Here is a 22,956-nt window from a genome sequence, read left to right on the forward strand (position 1 = left end):
TTATAAGGTGTGGTATAATTGAACCAATTCACTTGCAGTCTTTTCCCATGAGAATTGTTGTGCACGTAGCAAACCATATTCTTTCTGCTTTTGATAAAGCGTGGAATCTGTTTCCAATTTTAACAAGACATCGGAAATTTCTTCCGGTTTGTAAGGATCCACAGTTAGTGCTCCAGTCCCTGCAATTTCAGGCATGGCGGATGTATTTCCGGTGATTATCGGGATACCACATGCCATTGCTTCCAATATTGGGATACCGAAGCTTTCACGAAGCGAAGGATAGAGAAAAGCGAAAGCCGCATTATAAAGTGTTGCTAAATCCCGGTTGGCAATGTATCCCGGGAAATACAAATGTGGTTTGATGGCTGAAATTCCTTCTTGCTGTAATAAACTGTCTATATATTCTTCTTTTAGATCAGCTATGAGTAACGGGCGTTTTATGGAAGACTGTTCTAAATAAAGATGATATGCCTTCAAGGTTCGCGCTGCATTTTTCTTGGGATCAGTATTTCCTAAAAAGAATAGAAAACCATTTTGAGGAATATATTTTTGGACGATATCCATATTTAGATCCGATTGTTGGCGGAAATAAGTATTATAACCATTATAAATCGCCGTGATACGCTCTGACGGAATATTGAGGGCGTGGCGGATACGGTTACATTCAAATTGTGATACAGTAATAATCTTTTTACATTTCTTTAGGATACGGGGAACGACCAAGCGGCGATAGTGCCAACCCATTTCTTGATAGAGGGATGGACTACGATGTTGTCTGGGTTCCAGATATATAATGTCGTGAAGTGTCAATATAAGGGGAACCGAACATCGTATGGGAGCTGTATTCGAAGTGCAATGTAATAAGTCCACCTTTAATTTTTTTACAATACGTGGAAGAGCCACTTGCTCCCAAAATAGATAGGTAGGGCACTTTAATTCTATGATAGAAAGATTAGCTGACTCTACCAAACAACGATCTTCACCTGGAGCGACGATAACAAAGTATTTGTTATCGTCGTTTCTTTTTTGTAATTCACGAATAGTTTCTAAAGCAACAAAGTCCATTCCATGCTTGTTAGGGCGGAAAATGCGTTGAGCTTCAATCGCTATCGTCATTCCTTTTTTTTTTCTTCTGACTTTTTTGTTTTCTTTTTCTTTTTGAACTGGAAAAAACGAGAGAAATGGCTAAATATAGATGCAAAAACAAGAATAGGCAATGCCCATATTGAATGCTTGAAACGTTTGTTTACTTCTCCGTCAGGCAATGCCATTAAAAATGTAATAACAATAACTGCTAAAAGAGTATACCATTTAAAACTGAGTGTCCAGTCGAGGAAAGTAACTCCAACAGCACATAGAGTAATAAGGGCAATAAGTAAGAATCGTGAAGGCATCAGCCATTGGAATAGTTTAAGGGCATAGTCCCATTCACCTCTCAATAAAGTGATAGGTAATCTTTTTAGAGCTAATATTGTACTACTGTATTGCGAACGAAGCCAGCCAATTCGTTGTGCTTCATATCCGTCGGCACTTTCTTCTTTTTTACTATAACACACCACCTCTTCCATATATTCGGTAAAGATGTTCTGTTGCAATAATGCCGTTTCCATAGCTTTACTTAAATCAGAACCTTTAAGCTTGGGGGCTATTTCATGAAACATGGCAAAATCGAATGCCATTGCCGAACCTATTAATGCGGAAGAAAATCCCATACGGGTATGCGCTTTTCGAAAAATATTATTATTTATTTCTTCACTGGTTGCATTCAATACGGCGATACTAGTAGTTAAATTTTCCGTCATGCGATGTGCCTGAATGGCGTCACATCCCGAATAGTATGCGTTATTAAATAGGCTTAAAGCATTAGGAACAATTCGGTTGTCTGAATTGAAGATGATGACCATATCGTATTCTGCCGGAGAATAACGTTCCATTACTTGCTGAATGGCGTAGACTTTGGTACATTGTTCTTTGTCAGGAACAACGATATTTACCGGCATCTGAAGTAGGGTAACAAGATCTTCTTCTGCTAGTTGGGTAGCAGCGACAGCTATGTCATACTTATCTCGTGGATAGAGTTGAGTATCCAGAAAATGATTAATGGATTGAATAACTTCTTTACCGTTGCGTAATACCGTAAACAAAACAAGGAAGCGGTGTATCTCTTTGGCAGGAGGATACGGATTTTTGTATTTTCCTAACGAGAAAAGAGCACAAATGAAAAGATATAAAACCGGTAAACACAAGAATAAAAACAAAATAGCATCTGTTATTTGCAAAGCGTTATTGTTTTCGTCCATCCACCAGTCGGGATTGAATATGGAAAAAATTTCGTTCATAATATGAATTTATTGCTTGTTTATGGTTAATTTCTGTTGAGTGATTTGCTTATCTATATAGGCACCATTCATTACAAAGGCTATCATAGCTACAATTATGAAATTTGTAGGTGGCATTCCAGGAGCATATCCAGTATAACCACTTAGTAATATACCAAATACAGTGCATGTGAAGGCTGCTAACTCATGCCTTAAATATCTGTCTTTGACTTTGAACATTACAATGTAACAACAACCTAACAATGTAACAAGATAGATGGTGATATTCAGTACAAGGCCAACTATTCCAGTTTGTATCCAAATGGAAACAAAATAGGAATCAGGCGGTAAGGTACCTTCTTCATATGTTAAATCTTGTTTTAGCCATAATTTAGGTATTGAATTAGCTATACCTATTCCAAATGGGTAATCTTTTAAATATAGTGCCATCTCCTTTCTGTTTTGGATGCGTACATTGAATGATGCATCTGCTGTTGGGCGAAAAGCAGTACGGGCACGTCGAATGAATGAGTTGCCATTACCTATATCAGTAAATGCAAGAAATGCAAAAATACATAAACCTGTAATTATTGTGATGGCAAATGTTCTAATGCTTTTGCATATCAGGCAGTATAAGGCAAGACCTGCAAAGGGGACAACAAGAGCGCCTCGAGTACCGGAAAAAAGCATCCCAATAATTCCCATTGCTGCTATACTGAGATAAAAGATTGCGAATTTCCGATTGCGTGTGTTGAATCCTATAATAGTGTACACGGTTGCTATTGCCCCCATGACTGTACCAAAGTTACCAGCATCAGTAAAATATGAAAAGTAGCGTATTCCAGTTGATAGAATATGAGTTTTTGCAGCTTCTTGTACATATAGCCAATACCTTTCAGATGAGTCAAAACCTACATATCGTTGATACATTAATTTCAAGAAAGCAATGATAGTAAAAAGACCAATAAGTATCAAACCGTTTCTTAATACTTTTGGACTATTAGAAACGATAGATGCAATGATGTACAGTACAAATGTTTCTAATATCATGATACGGATACCATGTGTAATACCTTCTTCATTAATGTGCGGGTTGGCTAATTGTAACAGAATGAATATAATCCACGCAATATAACTTAGAGTGAAAATATTAACAGCATCTTTTAATCTGAAATTAGTTTTCTTTAGATAGAAGACTACCAAAAGAGAAACTGATAAATATACTAATATTATATCCAACCCAACGCTTAACTTAACTTTAAGAGTATAACGAGAGATAGTTGTGAAAAAAAAGGCATAGGTAGCATATAGTAAATAAACAAAATATGGATTCTGGAAACCATAGGCTACAGCTAAAATCACTATAGGTAAGCAGACAATGGCTACTGCTATTAATAATTTCTGAGCAATAATGGCATACGTAATAGCTACCAATCCAGCCACAAGCAAAAGATAGATTAATGCTTTGGGAGGTTGTTCACGTACTAAATATGGAGTATTCGATGCCATAATATTCAAAAGATATTATTTAACCTCATTTTTCTGAGACGTTAGACCTAATTGCGCCAACCGGCTGATGAAAGAGTGAATCGGCATTTTAGGTGGTAATTCACCAGTAAATGATTCTACTACATCACGATCAGCATTGTTCAGGTAAAGCATAAAAGGTGTGTCTCTCAATGCTTCTTTGAAAGGAACTAATGTTGTATTATCACTATCGCGCCATAAACGACAGGCATTAGCTATTAATAAGTTTACATCAGCCTTTTGGAGTACAGGCAATGGAATACTGGAATCTTTGATAGATGGATACTCTACTAATATAATATCCGGGGTTTTCTCGGCTTCGTTGAGCGTCCAAAAATCACTTAATTGTTGTGCTTGTACATATTGCTTTCCATTACTCTCAAAATCATAATCGTGAGTAACGAGACGCACGCGAAGGCCTTCTGACTCCCAATGACGGATAAAATATTTAGCAAGGAATGATTTTCCTTCACGAGAATTGATGCTTAGCAGGTTGATAACTGTAGGTTCACCTACCTTCATATATTTATTCAAGCGGTTGCAACAATAAGCTGCAGCCAGGCGGTTACATGCTTTCAAGAAACCACGATATTTTAAGTTGCTAATACCATTGAAAGCAGCAATAACGGGCAGACCACTGAGACGTTTGCTGCGATAAGGATCGCGTAGGGTATGATCTAACACTTCAATTAATAGGAAGTAGAGAATGATGAATATCATGCTACCAAAGAAAGCAGCAAGAATGTACATCAATCGATTACGCCCATTGTCGGTAAGAGGATAGGATGGAGGTGCTACAGTTTGAAGATTACTGGTACTCATTTCGATATTCTTCAGACGTAGGTTGGCACTGGCAAGTCCACTTAGTTGAGTCCGATAATTATCTTCGGCAATGTCGATCGCGCGTTCTTTGCGATTGACTTGTGTACCAACAGGAGACATGTGACTATATTGGTCAAATATATCTTGCTGACGTGATTCCAATACTTTCATCTCGGCTTGTGCTCTGGCTTCGTTAACCAATGCTATAAGCCATTCATTAATCATATTTTCAATGCCTACACCCTCTTTTGTGAAAGCAAATTCATTTAAGTTATCTGAAATACTGCTAATTCGATCTTCAGCTTGTCTTAATTCTGTCTTCTCTTTTTGTAGTTCTTCACTTTTGGACTTACTTTTGTCCGAAATGAAGATTTCTTTTTCCATAATACTTTGGTTCAAGTTGCTGACTTTATCTAATTCTTGCAACAAGTTGGTATTGTTACGGATAATTTGAGCACGTACATCCATCTTCTCATCTAACATCTTCCGCAAAGCCACCGCTCCTTCATAGGTTCGTTTGGCTGCTTCCAGACGGTCATCTACTTGATAGCGAGTAGCGGCTAAGGCCTTTGTTTCTTCACCGTAGTTAATAATACGCTCTTGAACATTGTAGTGCATCAGGTTATCTTCCTCTTCACTGAGTCTGACTTTGGCTAATCGTACTTGTTCTTCAAAATAGGCAATCACATCGTTTGTTGATTTGAACCGGAGGATTTCGTAGGCATTAATAAGTTCTTCAATGAGAAAAGCTACTGTTAGTTGAGTCAACCCAGGATCTGCAGATGTATAGGAGATATCTAAAATATCGCTATTACCTATGCGCTTAAGTTCTACCCGGTCTAAAGCAGCCATGCTGTAAAAAGCTATGGTACGATTGAAAACAGAATAAATAAAATTATTATGATCATTTTTTTTATAGGCTGTTAAGTTAGCTAAAGTTTTGCTTTCGTCTTTACGGTCAATCAATTCCATAACCTCTTTGGGAGTTATTTGCAATAACTGACGGTAGTGTTTCGCTTGAATGTATTGATTGTCTTTCCACTCTTCACCATGAGTATAAGAACTAGCTAAAAGACGTAAAGAAACTTTTTCTAATGTACCTCGGGATTTGGCAATATTGACAAGGTTATCGAAAGTGGCAGCAACTACAGAAAAATTTACAGCAGCTCCATCCAATGAAGTCGAGCTTGTAATACCAGCGTATAAGCTGCTTTTAACAGTATAGCTATAAGGAAGGAATTGGGTAAAATAAATAACTAGACCTGTGACAAAAAGGGTTCCCCATAATAGCCAATAGCGAATACGGTAAAGGAATTGTGATATAAATAGTAGGATATCCATAAGCTCTTTTATTATTTGTCTCTGATGATTTTTACATTTGTAAGCATCTCAAGTAAAATGATTGAATTATGTAAAGCTACACGAGCCTGCTCATAGATGGTGACCGCTCCTGAACGTCGTGCACGTTCTACTGCCAACTCTGTTATTGTAATTTTTCCTTGAACAAAATTGTATTCTGAAATTTTTATTTGTGCATTATATAATGCTGCTGTTTCTGCCTTAGCTTTGATTGTAGCAAGTTGTTCCGTTACAGCATTGTAAGCTTCTAAAATTTTTAACTTACGATCTTCCATAACTTCATCTTGCGCATATTGCAATTGCTCTATTTTATATCGGTAGTCTTTCAATTTTATCGGTCGATTGAATAAATCGCCTAACCCTATACTAAAGCTGGCACCTAAGTTGAATGTATGTCTCGTTCCGACAGATGTTGACTGGTACCAGTCTACAAATGTTTCACTATTTTCGTTAATGGTGTTAAAACGTCCAAATGCATAGTTCGCATTTAGGCGGAAATAATTCCACCATTCCCGTTTCTCAAGACGATATTCATTTTTAACTTGGGCAATTTGTGACTGCGCTTTCTTCACTGTTGCATTTTCTGATACAGCATCCAAAAAAACAGATAACGGAGGCAATTCCATTTTTTCAATTTCAAGTTGGAGTTCTTTCATTGTTTGTCCTGTAGCTGCATTTTCCCATTTACTATCTTCCATCTTTAGAAGTTCCAAGGTTTTAATACGTTCCTCACGAGTCATCGTCTGTTCTTGGGCGATAACTGTAGCTGGAAGAGCAAATAAACTTACGAAAATTACACTACAAACAATGAATACAATATGTTTCTTTATCATCTTTTTATTTTAAGTTCATTTTTACTGACTTCTCTCTGTAATCAAACATTTTCTTTTTGTATAAATGCAGTCAACGTCTTAAAAATGATTTTCATATCCAACCAAAATGAGAAATCTCTTGCATATTTTATATCTAATTGTTTTCTTTCCTCAGCAGACATTTTACCTGCACCACCACGTTTTTCCACTTGCCACAATCCAGTTAAACCTGCCGGAGCCATGAATCGGTCAATATAGGCATCACTGGTCAGTAACTCAGCTTCGTAAAGTGGGAGAGGGCGATTACCTACAATACTCATATCACCTTTTAGTATATTGAATAGCTGTGGCAATTCATCAATACTATATTTACGGATGATACGTCCCACACGAGTAACACGTGGATCATTTTCAAGTTTAACGAATGTATTCTCCTTTGTTTTCTCTTTCTTTTTGATGAAATCTTCCTCAGAAATAACAAAGTCATCTGAAATCAACAAGCTTTCTTCTTCATCTGGTGTTCCGGCAAGGTCATCGAAACGGATTTCAGGACCTTCATCGGAACTTTCAACTTCTTCAATCTGATATTGATTGAGGGCATTCAGCTCTTTCAGCCGTTTGTCTGCATTGGTATACATGGAACGGAATTTCAGAAAATCGAAAATCTGATAGTTAGAGCCAACACGCTGTGATTTATAGATAACTTTTCCTTTGCTTTCCAAACGAATAGCAATGGCTGTACCAATTAAAATAGGAGAAAGAATAATAACAGCAGTACTCGCAAAGAGTATATCGAATGTGCGCTTCCACATGGGGAGGTGGTATGTATTCAATATCTTGCGGTGCGTCTCGCTAAATTCTTTTAGCTTGCTTTCCTTGCGTGCCTTGAGATATGCGTTCATGCGTTGAATACTATCTTCTTCTGCATGTGGTGGAAGCGTATTATTAACTCCGGCTTGCAAATAAGCTTTCCTGTTTTCAGACTTTAGAGCTTCGGTTATGAGGGTGATATAAACCCGGGGATAACGCTTACGCAAATAAGTAATTTCAATACAGTCCGCTTCACGTACATCTGTTTGTTCGTAAAGGATAGATATGTTATACCGTTCACGAATACCGTCAATCACTTTTGCCGCTTTCTGAGATGAAGAGACGGCCACGAACATGCCACCTGTAACCTTGCTCAGGTGATCAATGATAATTCGGTTACTTCCGATATAAATGTAGTATAACATGTCCTTTTACGTGTTTTGTGTTAATTAGATGAACTTCTTTAAGCGTACTTTCAATTCCATGGGATTGAAAGGTTTCAGAATGTAATCTACTGCTCCTTCCTCAAGTAGACGGATACGTTCGGTTGTGCTTTCTTCACTGGATAGCATCATAACTGGAATATGCTTAAATAACTCATTACTCTTAAGGTAATGGAGAAATTCTGAACCTGTCATTTTGGGCATACGGATATCGGATATGATTAAATCTGGTTCGTTGCCTTCGTGTAACCAGTCAATAGCTTTTAAGGGATCTTCGCAATATACAAAATCATACTCTTTTCCCAAGTACATAGAGAGCACTTTGCCTATGGAGGCTTTATCATCTACTAATAATATCTGTTTCATTATCGTAAGTTATATTATTCTACACCTGTTATTCGTTATATGGTTGTAAATCTATTTGCTTGTCATGATACTGTGCTCTTTGCAGATTTTACAAGCAATGAAATCAACTGAATCTTATTCTTTTCCATAAATATATTGATTAAGTTTGATCTTAAGCAAAAATACGCTTATTTGCGCTAATAATATTTGTATAGGGGAAGAATTACTTGTGAGTTAACTCTATTTAACGCTTTGTTGAGGTTAGATGAAGCAAGTTTATCTTTAAAATCATCAAATAATGAATTCTAATTCTTTAGCCTCTTGATAAAAGAAAAGATACCATGTAAGCGGGGTGATACTTGGATAAATTCCAAAAGCCGAAAAAAACTCCGGCTTTTGGAAATTTATTTTATCCATTGTTAAGGTTTTACGAAGATGTTATTATTGTGGTCAGATATCCAATTTAGGTCTTCTGCTTTTCCACCATTTATTACCCAGTCTTTGAATTTGGGGTAGACATTGGTTATCGGATTGTACTCTTTTGGCCATTTCCATACTTCGGTATTCGGAATACAAATACCCCATGCCAGTCCTTCGGTGCTGAGATAGTAGCCTTTTTTCGGGAGCTTAAGCATGTTGTTGTATTCAGAGGCGTCATTACTCATCCCCAATAATTCCTTAGTTCCTAAATTAGTAGGGGCATAGTGTGCCATGTGTACTTCTGTACGTCCTATAATTCCATGACCGTCCTGAGTTATGATGAATACATCTATATTTTTGATATTAGCAGCTTGAGCTGCTTCTTCTGCTGTCGGGAACATCATTTTTATTTCAAACTCGGCCCCATCTCCTTCACTATTGTCGCCGGGGACGGTGCAATAAAAAGCAAAATCATTATCTGTGATATTGGGTTTGCAGAATTTATGGGCATTCGTACAAAGGATTACGACAGGATTGTTCTGACCTGCCTCAAATATAGGATTGCCACTTTGTACTTTTCCACTAATAGTCACTCCACTACTTTTTACATTTAGAAACTGGATTCCTATGCCAGTTTTTCGACTGGCACCAACGGCGCGTACATGTCCTTGAATAGAGACTTGCTTGTCCTTATTGGTAGTACTTATCTTATCAATGGTGATTATTACATCATTCATATCAAAGTCTCCATAGGCAGGCCATTGGTCTTCAAATGCATAGGTGTAAATGGTGTTGTCTCCTGTATCTGGTTTTGGGGGATCTTCCGGATCGATAGTGCCGGGATTCCCTGGATATACTGTTCCGCTGCAATTATTGATGGGGTTGGAGGCTGTGCCATATTCTGTTGTAACCACTGTAGCGGCTTTATCTACCATCCATGGGTTATTACTGGGCACTGGTTCTTCATTATAATATTCTTTTTCTCTGTCGAGTATTAAATTCTCTTTTATATGGGTGGTACCTGTGTATATGAATTTTTGGGCTTGAATCATAGATGCCTCTTCTGTTTTACTACCTATGATAGTGCATGTGTTTCCTGTATAGAAATTTATTGCTTTTATGATAGAACCGTTATAGAGTTCTTGCGTAGTTTCATTGATTATTCTTACACTTGGGGCTGATTCCCATTCTTTATCACTGGTTCTTTTTCCGGTGATAGAACCACTATCCATTATCAGATTTCCCAAAACAATAGATGTCTTGGCAATAAGTGTACAATTGTTGTAAAGTGTGGCAGCTGTATGGTTGCTGCAATCAAAAGTGTTTAATTCAAAAAGGTTGTCATTGATGACTATTGCGCCACCAATAACTTTGTCTGCTATGATTGTTCCGGTTCCATAATTTGCGATGATGGAGTTTAGATTGCTGTTTGTCTTGAATGCTCCCACCCGCATTACACCATGATTTAAAATCTGAGTGGATGTCACATCTACATCTTGAACTATGGTGAATGTGGCATTTTCTGCATTGTATATGACACCTGAGTTGATGTCTTTGGCATTTTGTGCAGTAATTGTTCCAAAATTCCTGACAGTAATTTGTGCTTGTCCAAAGTTTATGTCGGCAGCTGTGGTAAAGGTTGCATTTTTGTCATTATACAGACTGGAACCGGTATTAAATGATATATTTCCACTAACTTTAAAAGTCCCAAAATTTTTCACAGAGATATTCGTTTGGGTTTGAAATGACTGGCTATTTATGAAGCCGCCTTTTTGTATCTCTAGGCTACATCTGTCACCCATATAAGGCTGGCCTGTAATTTGACCGCCGTTTGTTACATAAATATCTAAGCCTTGAGGAGTGCTATTCATGTTCCATGTTCCTCTTACAATGACGGTAGCTTTACCATTATAGTTTGTCAGTTGTCCACTAAATACATCTCCGCTTTTAATAACATATACAGCTCCGTTTTTTAATTGGTTATTGGAATAGGGCTCAAACTCCGGATTTTCAACTAATTCATTTATTGAGGTTTCTTGCTCTCCACTGTACTCCTTTACTAATGAAGAGATGCGATCCCAACCGCTTTTTCCGGGAATATTGAGTGTACGAGTCTGGGTAACTGGATAGTATAATTGGCAACTTAATGTATTACCGTCTTTAGGTGTTATATATTGATATACAGTTTGGCGTTGTTTCGGGTCGGTCTGACGAATAAATAAATGTTCGATAGATTTAGGTATACTAATTTCTGTTGTATAATTAGTACCGCTTTTAGCATACCCTGCTGCAAGTGGCGTTGCAGTTGCATCTGACAATGGATTTCTTGTGAATATTTCTATTAGGTACTTATACTGCCCATTGAATTTGTCTTTTACTTCAATGTTTAACTTGACAGTTGCGAGCATTGACCAGTCGAAGCCATCAGGGGCTACGAAATCATCTCCTAGAGGGTTCTCTACCGGTGCTACAGGGCGGACCCTATCGGGGTCGTATACATCATTGTCTGCGCAAGCTATAAATAATAGAGGAGCAGCAAGGGCAATAATTAGATAATCGTGTTTTAGAATTCTCATAATTATACATTTATAAATCGTGTGATATTAGTTTGCCTTTTACGCAACAAAGATAAATAGAAAATTCAACTTTTTGGGTTTTTGGGGATTATTTGTGAAATAAAGTTTATCGTAGTTGTTTTTTTGATCCAAAAAAAGCCGGAAGTTAACTTCCGGCTTTAATATGAAAATCCTTTAATATGTTATTAGGGATTGACAAATATGTCATTTGTGTGATTGGATATCCAATCTAAATCTTCTGTTTGTCCACCATTGATTACCCAATTTTTAAAATCAGGATAGACGCCTGTTATCATCATGTATTCCTTTGGCCATTTCCAAACTTCAGTGTTTGGAATACAAATTCCCCATGCCAAGCCCTCAGTACTAATATAGTAGCCTTTCTTGGAGACATTGAGCATAGTATTGTTTGCAGAGGCGTCATTGCTCATTCCAAATAATGCTGTAGTACCTAAATTAGTAGGAGCATAATTGGCCATGTGTACTTCTGTGCGGCCTATATTTCCTTGGGCTTCTTTACTGATGATGAATACATCCAAATTTTTGACATTCATAGCTTTGGTAGCTTCTTCAGCAGTTGGGAATGTCATTATGATTTCAAATTCAGCTCCATTGCCATTATATTGACTTCCAGCACTTGGAATGGTATTATAGAATGAAAAATCATCATCTGCAATATTGGGGTTGCAATGCTTGTGTGCATTGATGCTAATAATTACAACCGGATTATTTTGACCGCTTTCGAAAACAGGAGTACCGTTTTGTACTTTTCCTGCAAGGGTTACTCCGCTACTGCTTACGTTTAAGAATTGGATACCTACACCAGTTTTACGACTGGAACCAACCGCACGAATATGTCCCTTAATAGACAGTTTCTTGTTATCATTGGTTGCAGTCATCTTGTCAATGCTGACAACAATGTCATTCATGTCGAAGTCACCATAAGCAGGCCATTGATCTTCAAAGGCATAAGTATAAACGGTCTTATCCTCTACGTCCGGTTTTTCGGGATCTTCCGGGTCAGGATCACCTTCATTACCAGAATAGTAATAGCCACCACAAGTAGAAAATGTATTCTTTGATCCTCCCCATCCGGTAGTTGAACATCCGCTTGTAAGCCATTTGGCATTATTTATGCCATTATAAGGAGGATCATAGGTAAATGCGTTTTCAGGCATTTCTATAACCAAGTCCTTTAAATTAGTGTCGCCTCCTTGAGATATACGCACTCCTCCAACCTGCAACAAAGAGGGGTTGCTTCCTTCTCCCCTGAAATTGCTTGGAGTCCTGTTGATATGTAACAAAGTAGCTTTGATTACTGAACCGTTCTTCAGAATATATTGTATTGGACTATCATTACTCATAACTACTGGAACCGGCTTCCACTGGTCGGCATTACTTCCGGAGGTATTTAGGTTCTCGGGTTTCTCTCCAGTGATGGAGCCATTGTCAAGTGTCACATTTCCCCAATTGAATTTCTCCTTTACTATTAGTGCACAACTATTATATAGCATGTCAACTGAGGAATTCTCGAATATTGTGAATTCGCCATAACTGTCATTATAGACGGAAACTCCTCCACTCAGGTGATATCCTTTAATAATGCCTTTGTCATGATTTACTATGAAGCTGCCATTTGATGTGTTATTAGTCTTTATGACACCGGTTTGTTCGTCTACTAAAATTGCTCCATAATTACTGAAGGTACTGGTGGTGAACTCAAGGTTCAGGGATGAAAGCTGACCTTTGTTCAGTACTTTGCTGTTATCTACCTTAAACCATTGTCCAACTGTAAGTTCACCTTTATTAATGAAGTTCATTTTAACAAGATCCATGACTCCGGCAACCTCGATTGCGCCGGCATTGTAAATCTCCGGATATGAACCCATATTTGCAGTAATAGTGGCAGCCGTAATCGTACCAAAGTTCTTATAGACCTTACTACATGGTTTGAGCGTACCGTTGTTGATGGACATTGTTACACCGGAGGCGATAGTCACTGATGAAGTTGATGCTCCAAATGTTACGTCTCCATTTGCAATAAAGTCTCCTCCAATGAACCAATCACCATAATTGGCAGCAAAATTACTTGTACATTCAACTGTACCACCTTTTTCTACAACAAATTTAGAAACAGTTGTAAATGTCTTATTACTTGGAGTTGCAATTTCTATTTTACCTCCGTTTAATACGTAAATGTCAAAGTTAGAATAGATATTAGTTACTTTCCATGTACCTTTTACAAAAATCGTACCTTTACCGCTGGCCATCTGGTAGATTACACTGCTTACTTCTCCAGCTGGGACAACGATTCTTGCTCCATCATTGAACTTATTTTTATCGTATTGGCTCACAGGATCGTCCGATTTGTCCGGAGCTGTCGGAATATCAGGGGTTTCTACTGTGTAATTGTTGTCTTCCAACTCTTTAAAACCTGCAGCAATAGCAGCATTAGCGGCCGAAGTACTACCAGTACCAGCTCTCGTAGTGGTACCTCCTGAATAATACAGTTTACAATTTAATGTCTCTCCATTTCCCGGAACAACGAATTCATAGACTTCCTTGCGTTGTTTCGGATCAGTTTGACGAACATAAACTCGTTCTATGGATTTAGGAATGCTAATTTCTACAACATAATTTTTTCCAGCCTTTGCATAGTCTGCAGCAATAGGAGTTGCAGTTGCATCGGTCAGCGGATTAGTAGTGAAAACTTCTGCCAAATAGTTGTACATTCCGTTGAACTCATCTTTGACTTCGATGTTCAACTTGACAGTAGTAATCATTGACCAGTCGAAACCAGTTGGAGCCACAAAGTCCTCTCCTAAAGGATTCTCAACGGGGGGTACAGGGCGTACCTTGTCGGGGTTATACACATCATTGTCTGCGCAAGCCGCTAATAAAAAGGGAGCTACGAGAGCAATAATTGCGTAATAGCGTTTAAAAATTTTCATACTTCTCTTATTTTTATGTTATATTGGTTAGCTTTTGTGGCTCAAAGATAAATAAATTATTCAAGTTTTAGTTGCAAATTATGTCTTTTAACAACTTTGGTTGTGTTTTACTTAAAATATGTTTAGTGGAACATTTCAGCCTATGTAACAGCTAATTGCTCATTTTTCCTTTTAACTTTAATAGTTTTATAGTTATCGGAATTTTGGAAAGAAGGGGAAAGTTGATTTTTTTAGCCTTTAAGGTCGTCTGGCTATGGTTTATGCTTTGGTGATTTCTCCCGCAAGGTCGGAGTTCATGCGGTAACGGATTTCTGCCTGGCTGAGACCATGGCCGAGAAGGAACATTAGTTTGGTGACTGCGCATTCGGGGGTACTGTCGTAGCCACTGATAACGCCTGCCTGGAGAAGTTTCAGACCGGTCTCGTAACGTCCCATTTCTACTACGCCACGCTGGCATTGGGTAATATTTACAATAATGATACCGCGCTCGGTAGCATCTTTGAGTTGCTGGATGAACCATTCCTTCTGAGGGGCATTACCGGAACCGAAGGTTTTGAGTACGACTGCTTTAAGACCGGGGACGTGAAGAACTGAGTTGATGATACTTTCCTGAATGCCGGGAAAGAGGGTAAGCATAACTACATTGGTATCAAACAGATAATGGGGCTTCATGGGGCGTGTCGGATCAGGACGGCGGATGATATGTGCATCGTACTTGATGTGGATGCCTGCATGAGCCAGTGAGGGATAATTGAATGAACGGAATGCGTTAAAGTTTTCGGCGTTAATCTTTGTAGTACGGTTTCCACGCATCAGTTCGTTCTCGAAAAAGATACACACTTCGGGCACTATGGGAGTACCGTCGGGATTCTTGGCCGCAGCTATTTCTATAGAAGTTATCAGGTTTTCTTTTCCGTCTGTGCGCAAGGTACCGATAGGGAGCTGGGAGCCTGTGAGAATGACGGGCTTAGCCAGGTTCTCGAGCATGAAGCTGAGGGCAGAGGCCGTATAAGACATGGTATCTGTTCCATGAAGGATAACAAAACCGTCGAAATAGTCATAATTGTAGTTGATAATCTTTACGATTTTTGCCCAAAGCGAAGGCTCCATGTCCGAAGAGTCGATGGGCGGATCGAACTGGTAGGAAGAGATGCGATAATTGAAACGTTTCAGTTCGGGAACATGTTTGAGAAGATGGTCGAAGTTGAAATTTTCAAGCGCACCTGTCTCCGGGTTTTCTATCATACCGATGGTTCCGCCAGTATATATCAGTAACACAGATGGGTAGTCGATCTTCATAAACATAATCGGGTTTTGATTATTCTGAGTGCAAAGATAGGAAAAAAAGTGATAGGGTGGTAGGGTGGTAAGATGATATTGCTGCCTTTATCACCCGATCACTCTATCACCCTACCACCTTATCACCTTCCTACATTTTCTTTCAACTGTGTGATCGCCTTTTCCGCATCTCCTTCAGCTTCGTTCAGCAGGGTGACGAATCGGCTACCGATGATAGCACCGGAAGAGTTGGCACAAGCGGCGTCAAATGTCTGTTTGTTACTGATGCCGAAGCCAACCATGCGGGGATTGCGCAGGTGCATATCCTGTATCTTTTTGAAATAAGCTTGCTTCTGGTTATCGAAATCTTTTTGGGCACCGGTAGTAGCAGCGCTGGACACCATATAGATGAAGCCGTCGGTATGTTCGTCGATTTCGCGGACGCGAGCCTCGCTGGTTTCGGGGGTGATGAGCATGATGACACGGATGTCGTAACGGTCGGCAATAGGTTTATACGTTTCTTCGTAATCTTTGAAGGGAAGATCGGGAATAATAACGCCGTCGATACCACATTCTACGCATTTCTGACAGAAAGCCTCGAACCCGAATTTCATAATAGGGTTGAGATACCCCATCAGGATGAGAGGAATACGGACATCGCTACGGATATCGCGGAGTTGCTCAAACAAAATACGCAGCGACATACCGTTGCGGAGAGCACGGGTAGCAGCTTCCTGAATAACGATGCCGTCAGCCATCGGGTCACTGAAGGGAATACCGATTTCAATCGAATGGACCCCATTGCGTTCGAGGGTACGGATGACGTCGGCAGTACCTTCCAGGGTTGGGCAACCGGCACAGAAGTAGATGGACAGCAAGTTTTTAGGGCTGTCCTGAAAAAGTTGATTTATACGATTCATGATGTTATTCTAAATTTAATTCGTTCTTAATTCTTTGAGAAAACGTTCGATCCGTTCCACATCCTTGATGCCCGGAGATGTCTCGAAGCGACTGTTGATATCGATACCGGTAAGGCGGGGATGGTGGAACTCTTTCAGGGCTTTGACGCTGTAAGAATTGATGCCACCGCTAAGCAGGAAAGGGGTACTGCCAGTGTAACGTTGCAGAATGCTCCAGTCGAATTGCTGTCCGGAACCACCATAGTGGACGGTACGTGTATCGAACAGATAGTAGTCGCAGAAACCTTCATAATTGAAAATGGCAAGAAGATCCTTGGGCAAGGCGATGGAAAACGCTTTGATGATCCGGATACCCTGTGAATGAAGGGTGCGGCAATATTCGGGTGATTCGTCACCGTGCAGCTGGACATAGTTCAGACCGAAACGGTCGACATACATAAGGATGTTTTCTTTGGTTTCGTTGACAAAAACACCGACACGTTTGGCAAGCGTAGGCAGGTACCTGGGTATCTGGTACAGGTATCTGGGGGATTTGGGGTAGAAGATAAAACCGATCATATCTACACCTAATACTTCTACATCGCGGATGTTGTCTGCATCGGTCATTCCGCATACTTTGATCATTGTATTCATGGGCTTATACCTTAAAAATCACGAATATATGAAATCATGTGTGAATTTCCAAATTTATATACCGTGAATGAGTTCTTCCAATGTGCTCCCGGGATCGTCTGTACGCATGAATGTCTCTCCCATAAGGAAACCACGGAAGCCTGCCGAGCGTAGTTCACGGATGGTTTCAGGGTGCGAAATACCACTTTCGGAAACGAGCAGCGGAGGCGTCTGAAAATCAATTTCAGCAATAGCCTTTTTTAACTCTTCTGCAATGCGGAAAGAGTTTTCTATATTGGTGACGAAGCTGCCCAGATTACGGTTGTTGACGCCGACCATATCCGTCTCCTTATATATATAGGAGAGTTCGGAGGTACTATGTACTTCGAGCAGAACTTCAAGCCCCAGTTCGTGTGCCTGTATGGTGAGCGTGTGGCACTCATCAGGTGTGAGGCAGGCGGCAATGAGCAGCACTGCATCGGCACCTACAATGCGGGCTTGCAAAAGCTGATATTTGTCGATGATGAAGTCCTTACGCAGGATCGGGATGTTGACCAACGGGCGTGCTGTACGGATGTCACGCAGAGTTCCGCCGAAGAACTTTTCATCCGTGAGGATGGAGAGGGCGGAAGCTCCGGCTGTTTCATAAGCAGGGGGAATGAGCTCGGCCTGTGCGTTTTCCTTGATCCAGCCTTTGGAAGGGGAACGGCGTTTGAACTCGGCAATGATGCCGGATGAAGAGTTTGCGAGTGCACGTTTCATGCTGCGGACGGGCGTTGTGCCGGAAGTTCCGCTTCCGACAGCTTCCTGCATCATGGCAGCAGCTTGCTCTTGCAATTGACTGAGGGAGACTGCTTGCTTTTGCTGCTCAATCTCAATCCGCTTGTGGGCGATGATTTCGGATAAAATATCTTTCATAAATTGGAATTTATGGATTCTTACTGATTGATTTCTATAAACTTCTTCAACGTCTCCAGCGCCCGTCCACTTTCCAGCGATTGGCGAGCGATGGCAATGCATTCTTCGATTTCCTTTTCAGGTTCCATCACCTGGATGGCAAAGGCGGCGTTGACAATGACACATTGCGTTTGGGCACGTGTGGCACGGTTATTAAGGATGTTATCAAAGATGCGGGCGGCATCCTCTTTGCAGGCTCCGCCGAAGAGCTCTTCGGGTTGTGCGGCATTGAAACCCAGCGCTTGCGGACGGTAAATCCGTTCGTAATTGCGCGTCATAACTTTGAATTCGTCCGTGAGGGAAATTTCGTCGTAGCTATCGAGACTGTTGACTACCGCAAAGTCGATGCCGAGTTTGTAAAAAACATTTGTGTAGAGTCGCATCTGTGCAAGATCGGCCACACCGAGCAACTGGTAAGTAGGCTTGCAAGGATTGACAAGCGGGCCAAGAAGGTTGAACAGTGTACGTACTCCCAATGCCTTGCGCACAGGACCGACGAACTTCATTGCCGGATTGAAAAGTTGGGCGTGCAGGTAGGCGATGTTACACTCGTCCATGCTGCGTTTCAACTTGTCGGGATCATTGGTGAAACGGATGCCGTGTTGCTCCATGACATTGCTTGCCCCACTGACGGAAGTGGCACCATAATTGCCGTGTTTGGCAACTTTGTAACCGGCTCCGGCCACCACAAAACAGGCACAAGTGGAAATGTTGAACGTGTTCTTTCCATCACCTCCCGTACCTACGATATCGATAGGCCGATAAGGCGCGAAGTCGATAGGTACTCGAGTCTCCATAAGGGCTTCGCGAAAGCCGATTAGTTCATCCACTGTGATGCTACGCATTTGAAATACAGTGAGTAATGCGGAAATCTGTGCTTCGGGGTAAGCTTCCCGGGTGATGTTCAGGAGAATTTGCTTGGTTTCTTCCGAAGTAAGCTCTTCGTGGTTGAAGAGACGGGTTAATATATCTTTCATTTTCTTATCTACGATTAGACGATTTACAATTTACGATTGAAAATTCTGTTATGTTCGGAATGCCTCATTTCAACGTTCGGAATGCCACATGTTAACGATCATGAGGTGTGGCATTCCGACCTGTGAAGTGTGGCATTTAGCCTCATGAGATGTGGCATTTCAGACGCCTTTCAGCCAGTTGCCTACAATCTGTTTTCCATCGGGAGTCAGTACCGATTCCGGGTGAAATTGGATGCCGTGAACATCGTATTCCCGGTGTTTCAGTGCCATGATTTGACCTTCGGAGCTGATGGCGGTGATAACCAATTCTTCGGGAAATTCTTCCGTATCCACTACCCAGGAGTGATAACGACCGACTGGAATTTCAGTAGGAAGACCGGAGAAAATGTAATCTTTATTCTTTATTTTCACATCCGTTTGTATGCCGTGAAAGACTTCACTCAGATTGGTGAGCTTCCCGCCGAATGCTTGTCCGATGGCCTGTTCACCCAGGCAGACGCCAAGTATGGGTTTTCGTCCTGCATAAGTGCGGATGACCTCTAATAGTAAGCCTGCCTCCTCGGGGATGCCGGGACCGGGTGAAAGGATGATCTTATCATATTTCTCCAATTCCTCAAGCTCAAATTTATCATTGCGCAGTACATCTACTTCTGTGCCGAGTTCTTTTACCAGATGGGCAAGGTTGTAGGTGAAAGAGTCGTAGTTGTCTATGATTACTGTTTTCATAATTTCATTTACAATTTACAATTTACATTTTCTCCGCCATTACGATTGCCTTTTTCAGTGCTCCCAGTTTGTTGTTCACCTCTTGCAACTCGTATTCTTCATTGCTCTTGGCTACGATGCCGCCGCCTGCCTGAAACCAAAGTACACCGTTGCGACTGACGAAAGTACGGATGGTAATGGCCTGGTTCAGTGAGCCGTTCAGTCCGATGAAGCCGATGCAACCGCCGTAAGCGCCGCGATTGTGCGGTTCCAGTTCGCTGATGAGTTGCATGGCGCGTACCTTGGGGGCACCGCTTAGAGTGCCTGCCGGGAAGGTGTCGATGAATGCTTTGATGGGGCGGGCATCTTCGTTCAGCGTACCGCTGACGCGGCTTACCAGGTGGATAACATGACTGTAATACTGCATTTCCTTGTAGAAATCCACTTTTACATCGTGGCAGTTGCGGGAAAGATCGTTACGGGCGAGATCGACCAGCATGACATGCTCTGCATTCTCTTTGGGATCATCATGCAGGTATTGGGCGTTCAGCGCATCCTGTTCGGGATCTCCGGTGCGCTTGGTAGTACCGGCGATGGGGTCGATGTAGGCGTGGCGGCCTTCGATGCGGCAGTGCGTCTCGGGTGATGAACCGAAGATGCGGAAACCTCCGAAATCGAAATAGAACAGATAGGGAGAGGGGTTGATGCTGCGCAAGGCACGGTAAAGTTTGAAATCATCGCCTACGAAACGTTGTTCGAAACGGCGGGAGAGAACAATCTGGAAAACATCCCCACGCAGGCAGTGGGCAATTCCCTGACGGATATTTACTTTATGCTGTTCGTCGGTCAGTGGGGAAGTGGTTTCACCAACGGCACGGAAATCGTAGGCGGTGTAATTGCGGTTATTGATGGCTTTCTGCACCGTATCCAGTTCACTTTCTTCACCGGGGGCAAGCATTTCAAGAAGTACCATTTCGTTCTTAAAGTCGTTGAAGACAATGAGGTATTGATACAAGATGTAGAGCATATCCGGTGCGTCGTTGGTGGCTTCGCGGCTATCTTTTACGGGAATATTTTCAAAATAGCGTACGGCATTGAAAGAGGTGTAGCCATAAAGACCGCAGTAATTGGCATATTCACCTTCCACATGGAAGCGGCCGAGGAAATCCTCTAAAGCTTTTTCTACAGGATATTCCGGTGTGATGGGGCGTTCTTCGCGAGTGCCGTCGGGCAGGCGGAAGATGGCTGTTCCATGGTCGATGCTGACGCTTGCCAATGGACAGAGTCCGATGAATGAACGGTTGTTTTCACTGCCGTGATAGTCAGAGCTTTCCATGAGTGCACTTTGGGGAAAGACATCACGGACTTTAAGATAAGTACTTACAGGCGTGTGCAAGTCTCCAAGAATAGTACGACTATGTGTTTGATAATTATATGTATTCATTTTCTTTAGTGATTAGTTTTTAATGATTAGTGATTAGTGGTACCGATGATCTTAGTGTTAATCACTAATCACTCAACACTAAACGTTAAATAAGTTTCTATATCCTTGTCTCCACGTCCCGAAACGGTCAGTACAACAACATCATCGGGTTTGAAGTTCAGCTTTTCGAGGGCACCGAGGGCGTGGGCACTTTCCAGGGCAGGGATGATACCTTCCAGTTTCGTCAGCTCGTAGGCGGCGCGGATGGCTTCATCATCATTAACAGCAAGTACGATGGCGCGTTTTTGTGCAGCCAGATTGGCATGCATGGGGCCGATACCCGGATAATCCAGTCCGGCAGAGATAGAGTAGGGCTCTTCAATCTGGCCGTCTTCGTTCTGGATGACGTAAGTGCGTGCACCGTGAATGATTCCCATCTGTCCGAGGGCGATGGTAGCGGCAGTCATACCCGTATCTATTCCTTTACCACCGGCTTCGGCGAGGACGATCTGCACGCGGCTATCGTCGATATAATGGTAAATAGTTCCGGCGGCATTGCTACCACCACCTACACAAGCGATAAGATAGTCGGGGCAGTCACGGCCTTCTTTCTCAATGAGTTGCTTTTTGATTTCCTCGCTGATGACGGATTGCAGGCGTGCCACCATGTCGGGATAAGGATGAGGACCGACTGTGGAACCGATGATGTAGTAGGTATCGGCAGGATGACAACACCAGTCGCGGATTGCCTCGTTGGTAGCATCTTTCAGCGTCATATTTCCGGAAGTGACGGGGATGACGGTTGCACCCAGCATCTTCATTTTTTCCACATTGACATGCTGGCGTTCTACATCCGTTTTTCCCATGTAGACGATGCATTCCATGTTCATCAGGGCACATACGGTGGCAGTAGCTACGCCATGTTGCCCGGCACCGGTTTCGGCGATGATGCGATGCTTGCCCATGCGGCGTGCCAGAAGAATCTGCCCGATGGTGTTGTTAATCTTGTGAGCTCCTGTGTGGTTCAGGTCTTCACGCTTGAGGTAGAGCTTGCAGCCATATTTTTCGGAAAGCCGGCGGGCATAGTAGAGTGGGGAAGGACGTCCTACGTAGTCACGCAGCAGTTGGTCGAACTCTTGCTTGAAATCTTCGCTTTGCAGTACGTTGAGATAGGTGTTCTGCAACTCTTCCACACACTTGTGGAGTATTTCGGGAATATATGCTCCACCGAATTCTCCGTAATAACCATCTTGATTTACTAAAAAACTCATAATCCTATTTTTTTATTTAATTGTTTACGATTTACTGTTTATCTCAAAACCGGATAAAAGAAAAGAGCCCTGTCGCAGGTTGCGACAGGGCTCTTTCTTAATCTATATTATGTTCACATATATACATACGAGCACTGCTCCCTTACGACTGTCGGAGTTGTAACGGGCGCCACCACCAATATGTATTTATGAGCATTGTTTTCATTGTCTTTTTGTTTTAGCTGGGGGCAAATGTAAGCACTTTGTTTTAATTACCAAAGAATTTCTTGCTTTTTTTCTTTCAAAGAACATTTTTCTTATAAAGTTGTTCTATAAGAGTATTTAGAACAACTATTATTCACAATAAAAAAGAAAGGATGAACTATGAAACGGAAACATTTAGTTGCCATTGGCGTATCGATTGCTATTCTCTTGTTACTTTATTGGCTGT

17 protein-coding genes are annotated in these 22,956 nt (G+C 41.4%); all 17 read right to left on the reverse strand.

Annotated elements, in window-relative coordinates:
• The 17 genes from BWI44_RS14200 to trpB all read right to left on the reverse strand — a co-directional run bounded on the left by BWI44_RS14200 (position 1) and on the right by trpB (position 22,526).
• Positions 1-1,116: a glycosyltransferase family 4 protein gene (locus BWI44_RS14200; protein ID WP_007662312.1), complete on the reverse strand. Its 1,116-nt coding sequence runs from the start codon at positions 1,114-1,116 to the stop codon at positions 1-3.
• Positions 1,113-2,339, reverse strand: a complete 1,227-nt coding sequence (locus tag BWI44_RS14205; protein WP_007662313.1) for a glycosyltransferase family 2 protein — start codon at positions 2,337-2,339, stop codon at positions 1,113-1,115. The genes BWI44_RS14200 and BWI44_RS14205 overlap by 4 nt, the downstream gene beginning before the upstream one ends.
• A 9-nt stretch (positions 2,340-2,348) precedes the next feature.
• The gene (locus BWI44_RS14210; RefSeq protein ID WP_118423547.1) at positions 2,349-3,827 is read right to left on the reverse strand and encodes an O-antigen ligase family protein; all 1,479 of its coding nucleotides are present in this window, start codon (positions 3,825-3,827) and stop codon (positions 2,349-2,351) included.
• A gap of 15 nt (positions 3,828-3,842) precedes the next feature.
• Positions 3,843-6,008: a GumC family protein gene (locus BWI44_RS14215; protein WP_286814698.1), complete on the reverse strand. Its 2,166-nt coding sequence runs from the start codon at positions 6,006-6,008 to the stop codon at positions 3,843-3,845.
• Positions 6,009-6,019: 11 nt separating this feature from the next.
• Positions 6,020-6,859 carry a TolC family protein gene (locus BWI44_RS14220; protein ID WP_007662317.1) on the reverse strand — a complete coding sequence of 280 codons (840 nt, stop codon included), beginning with the start codon at positions 6,857-6,859 and terminating at the stop codon, positions 6,020-6,022.
• 41 nt (positions 6,860-6,900) lie between these two features.
• Positions 6,901-8,073, reverse strand: coding sequence for a sugar transferase (locus BWI44_RS14225; RefSeq protein ID WP_007662319.1), 1,173 nt, complete (start codon positions 8,071-8,073; stop codon positions 6,901-6,903).
• Positions 8,074-8,097: 24 nt separating this feature from the next.
• Positions 8,098-8,457, reverse strand: a complete 360-nt coding sequence (locus tag BWI44_RS14230; RefSeq protein ID WP_007662320.1) for a response regulator — start codon at positions 8,455-8,457, stop codon at positions 8,098-8,100.
• Positions 8,458-8,855: 398 nt separating this feature from the next.
• Complete coding sequence (locus BWI44_RS14235) at positions 8,856-11,432, reverse strand: LruC domain-containing protein (RefSeq protein WP_007662322.1); 2,577 nt, start codon at positions 11,430-11,432, stop codon at positions 8,856-8,858.
• A gap of 185 nt (positions 11,433-11,617) precedes the next feature.
• The gene (locus BWI44_RS14240) at positions 11,618-14,383 is read right to left on the reverse strand and encodes an LruC domain-containing protein (RefSeq protein WP_286814700.1); all 2,766 of its coding nucleotides are present in this window, start codon (positions 14,381-14,383) and stop codon (positions 11,618-11,620) included.
• 258 nt (positions 14,384-14,641) lie between these two features.
• Positions 14,642-15,682, reverse strand: coding sequence for an asparaginase (locus BWI44_RS14245; protein ID WP_138292124.1), 1,041 nt, complete (start codon positions 15,680-15,682; stop codon positions 14,642-14,644).
• Between the two features lie 122 nt (positions 15,683-15,804).
• Complete coding sequence (gene trpA / locus BWI44_RS14250) at positions 15,805-16,581, reverse strand: tryptophan synthase subunit alpha (protein WP_138292123.1); 777 nt, start codon at positions 16,579-16,581, stop codon at positions 15,805-15,807.
• A gap of 15 nt (positions 16,582-16,596) precedes the next feature.
• Positions 16,597-17,214 carry a phosphoribosylanthranilate isomerase gene (locus BWI44_RS14255; protein ID WP_117706235.1) on the reverse strand — a complete coding sequence of 206 codons (618 nt, stop codon included), beginning with the start codon at positions 17,212-17,214 and terminating at the stop codon, positions 16,597-16,599.
• A gap of 54 nt (positions 17,215-17,268) precedes the next feature.
• Complete coding sequence (gene trpC, locus BWI44_RS14260) at positions 17,269-18,111, reverse strand: indole-3-glycerol phosphate synthase TrpC (RefSeq protein ID WP_021966945.1); 843 nt, start codon at positions 18,109-18,111, stop codon at positions 17,269-17,271.
• A 20-nt stretch (positions 18,112-18,131) separates the two neighbouring features.
• Positions 18,132-19,127, reverse strand: coding sequence for an anthranilate phosphoribosyltransferase (gene trpD, locus BWI44_RS14265; RefSeq protein ID WP_007662332.1), 996 nt, complete (start codon positions 19,125-19,127; stop codon positions 18,132-18,134).
• Between the two features lie 159 nt (positions 19,128-19,286).
• Positions 19,287-19,853: an anthranilate synthase component II gene (locus tag BWI44_RS14270; RefSeq protein WP_286814705.1), complete on the reverse strand. Its 567-nt coding sequence runs from the start codon at positions 19,851-19,853 to the stop codon at positions 19,287-19,289.
• A gap of 22 nt (positions 19,854-19,875) precedes the next feature.
• On the reverse strand, positions 19,876-21,276 hold the full coding sequence (locus BWI44_RS14275) for an anthranilate synthase component I family protein (RefSeq protein ID WP_118296344.1): 1,401 nt from the start codon (positions 21,274-21,276) through the stop codon (positions 19,876-19,878).
• A 68-nt stretch (positions 21,277-21,344) separates the two neighbouring features.
• A complete protein-coding gene (gene trpB, locus BWI44_RS14280) occupies positions 21,345-22,526 on the reverse strand; it encodes a tryptophan synthase subunit beta (RefSeq protein WP_195209708.1) in 1,182 nt (393 codons plus the stop codon).
• Positions 22,527-22,956 lie beyond the last annotated feature (430 nt).

It is taken from the genome of Bacteroides sp. Phil13 (genome assembly GCF_001940965.1).
GTDB lineage: Bacteria > Bacteroidota > Bacteroidia > Bacteroidales > Bacteroidaceae > Bacteroides > Bacteroides intestinalis.

Coding starts and splice junctions, on each gene's coding strand:
- BWI44_RS14230 (WP_007662320.1), bottom strand. CDS start 8,457: ATGAAACAGATATTATTAGTAGATGATAAAGCCTCCATAGGCAAAGTG.
- BWI44_RS14270 (WP_286814705.1), bottom strand. CDS start 19,853: ATGAAAACAGTAATCATAGACAACTACGACTCTTTCACCTACAACCTT.
- BWI44_RS14210 (WP_118423547.1), bottom strand. CDS start 3,827: ATGGCATCGAATACTCCATATTTAGTACGTGAACAACCTCCCAAAGCA.
- trpD (WP_007662332.1), bottom strand. CDS start 19,127: ATGAAAGATATATTAACCCGTCTCTTCAACCACGAAGAGCTTACTTCG.
- BWI44_RS14245 (WP_138292124.1), bottom strand. CDS start 15,682: ATGAAGATCGACTACCCATCTGTGTTACTGATATATACTGGCGGAACC.
- BWI44_RS14220 (WP_007662317.1), bottom strand. CDS start 6,859: ATGATAAAGAAACATATTGTATTCATTGTTTGTAGTGTAATTTTCGTA.
- BWI44_RS14275 (WP_118296344.1), bottom strand. CDS start 21,276: ATGAATACATATAATTATCAAACACATAGTCGTACTATTCTTGGAGAC.
- BWI44_RS14215 (WP_286814698.1), bottom strand. CDS start 6,008: ATGGATATCCTACTATTTATATCACAATTCCTTTACCGTATTCGCTAT.
- BWI44_RS14225 (WP_007662319.1), bottom strand. CDS start 8,073: ATGTTATACTACATTTATATCGGAAGTAACCGAATTATCATTGATCAC.
- trpA (WP_138292123.1), bottom strand. CDS start 16,581: ATGAATCGTATAAATCAACTTTTTCAGGACAGCCCTAAAAACTTGCTG.
- BWI44_RS14200 (WP_007662312.1), bottom strand. CDS start 1,116: ATGACGATAGCGATTGAAGCTCAACGCATTTTCCGCCCTAACAAGCAT.
- BWI44_RS14240 (WP_286814700.1), bottom strand. CDS start 14,383: ATGAAAATTTTTAAACGCTATTACGCAATTATTGCTCTCGTAGCTCCC.
- BWI44_RS14235 (WP_007662322.1), bottom strand. CDS start 11,432: ATGAGAATTCTAAAACACGATTATCTAATTATTGCCCTTGCTGCTCCT.
- BWI44_RS14205 (WP_007662313.1), bottom strand. CDS start 2,339: ATGAACGAAATTTTTTCCATATTCAATCCCGACTGGTGGATGGACGAA.
- trpB (WP_195209708.1), bottom strand. CDS start 22,526: ATGAGTTTTTTAGTAAATCAAGATGGTTATTACGGAGAATTCGGTGGA.
- trpC (WP_021966945.1), bottom strand. CDS start 18,111: ATGAAAGATATTTTATCCGAAATCATCGCCCACAAGCGGATTGAGATT.
- BWI44_RS14255 (WP_117706235.1), bottom strand. CDS start 17,214: ATGAATACAATGATCAAAGTATGCGGAATGACCGATGCAGACAACATC.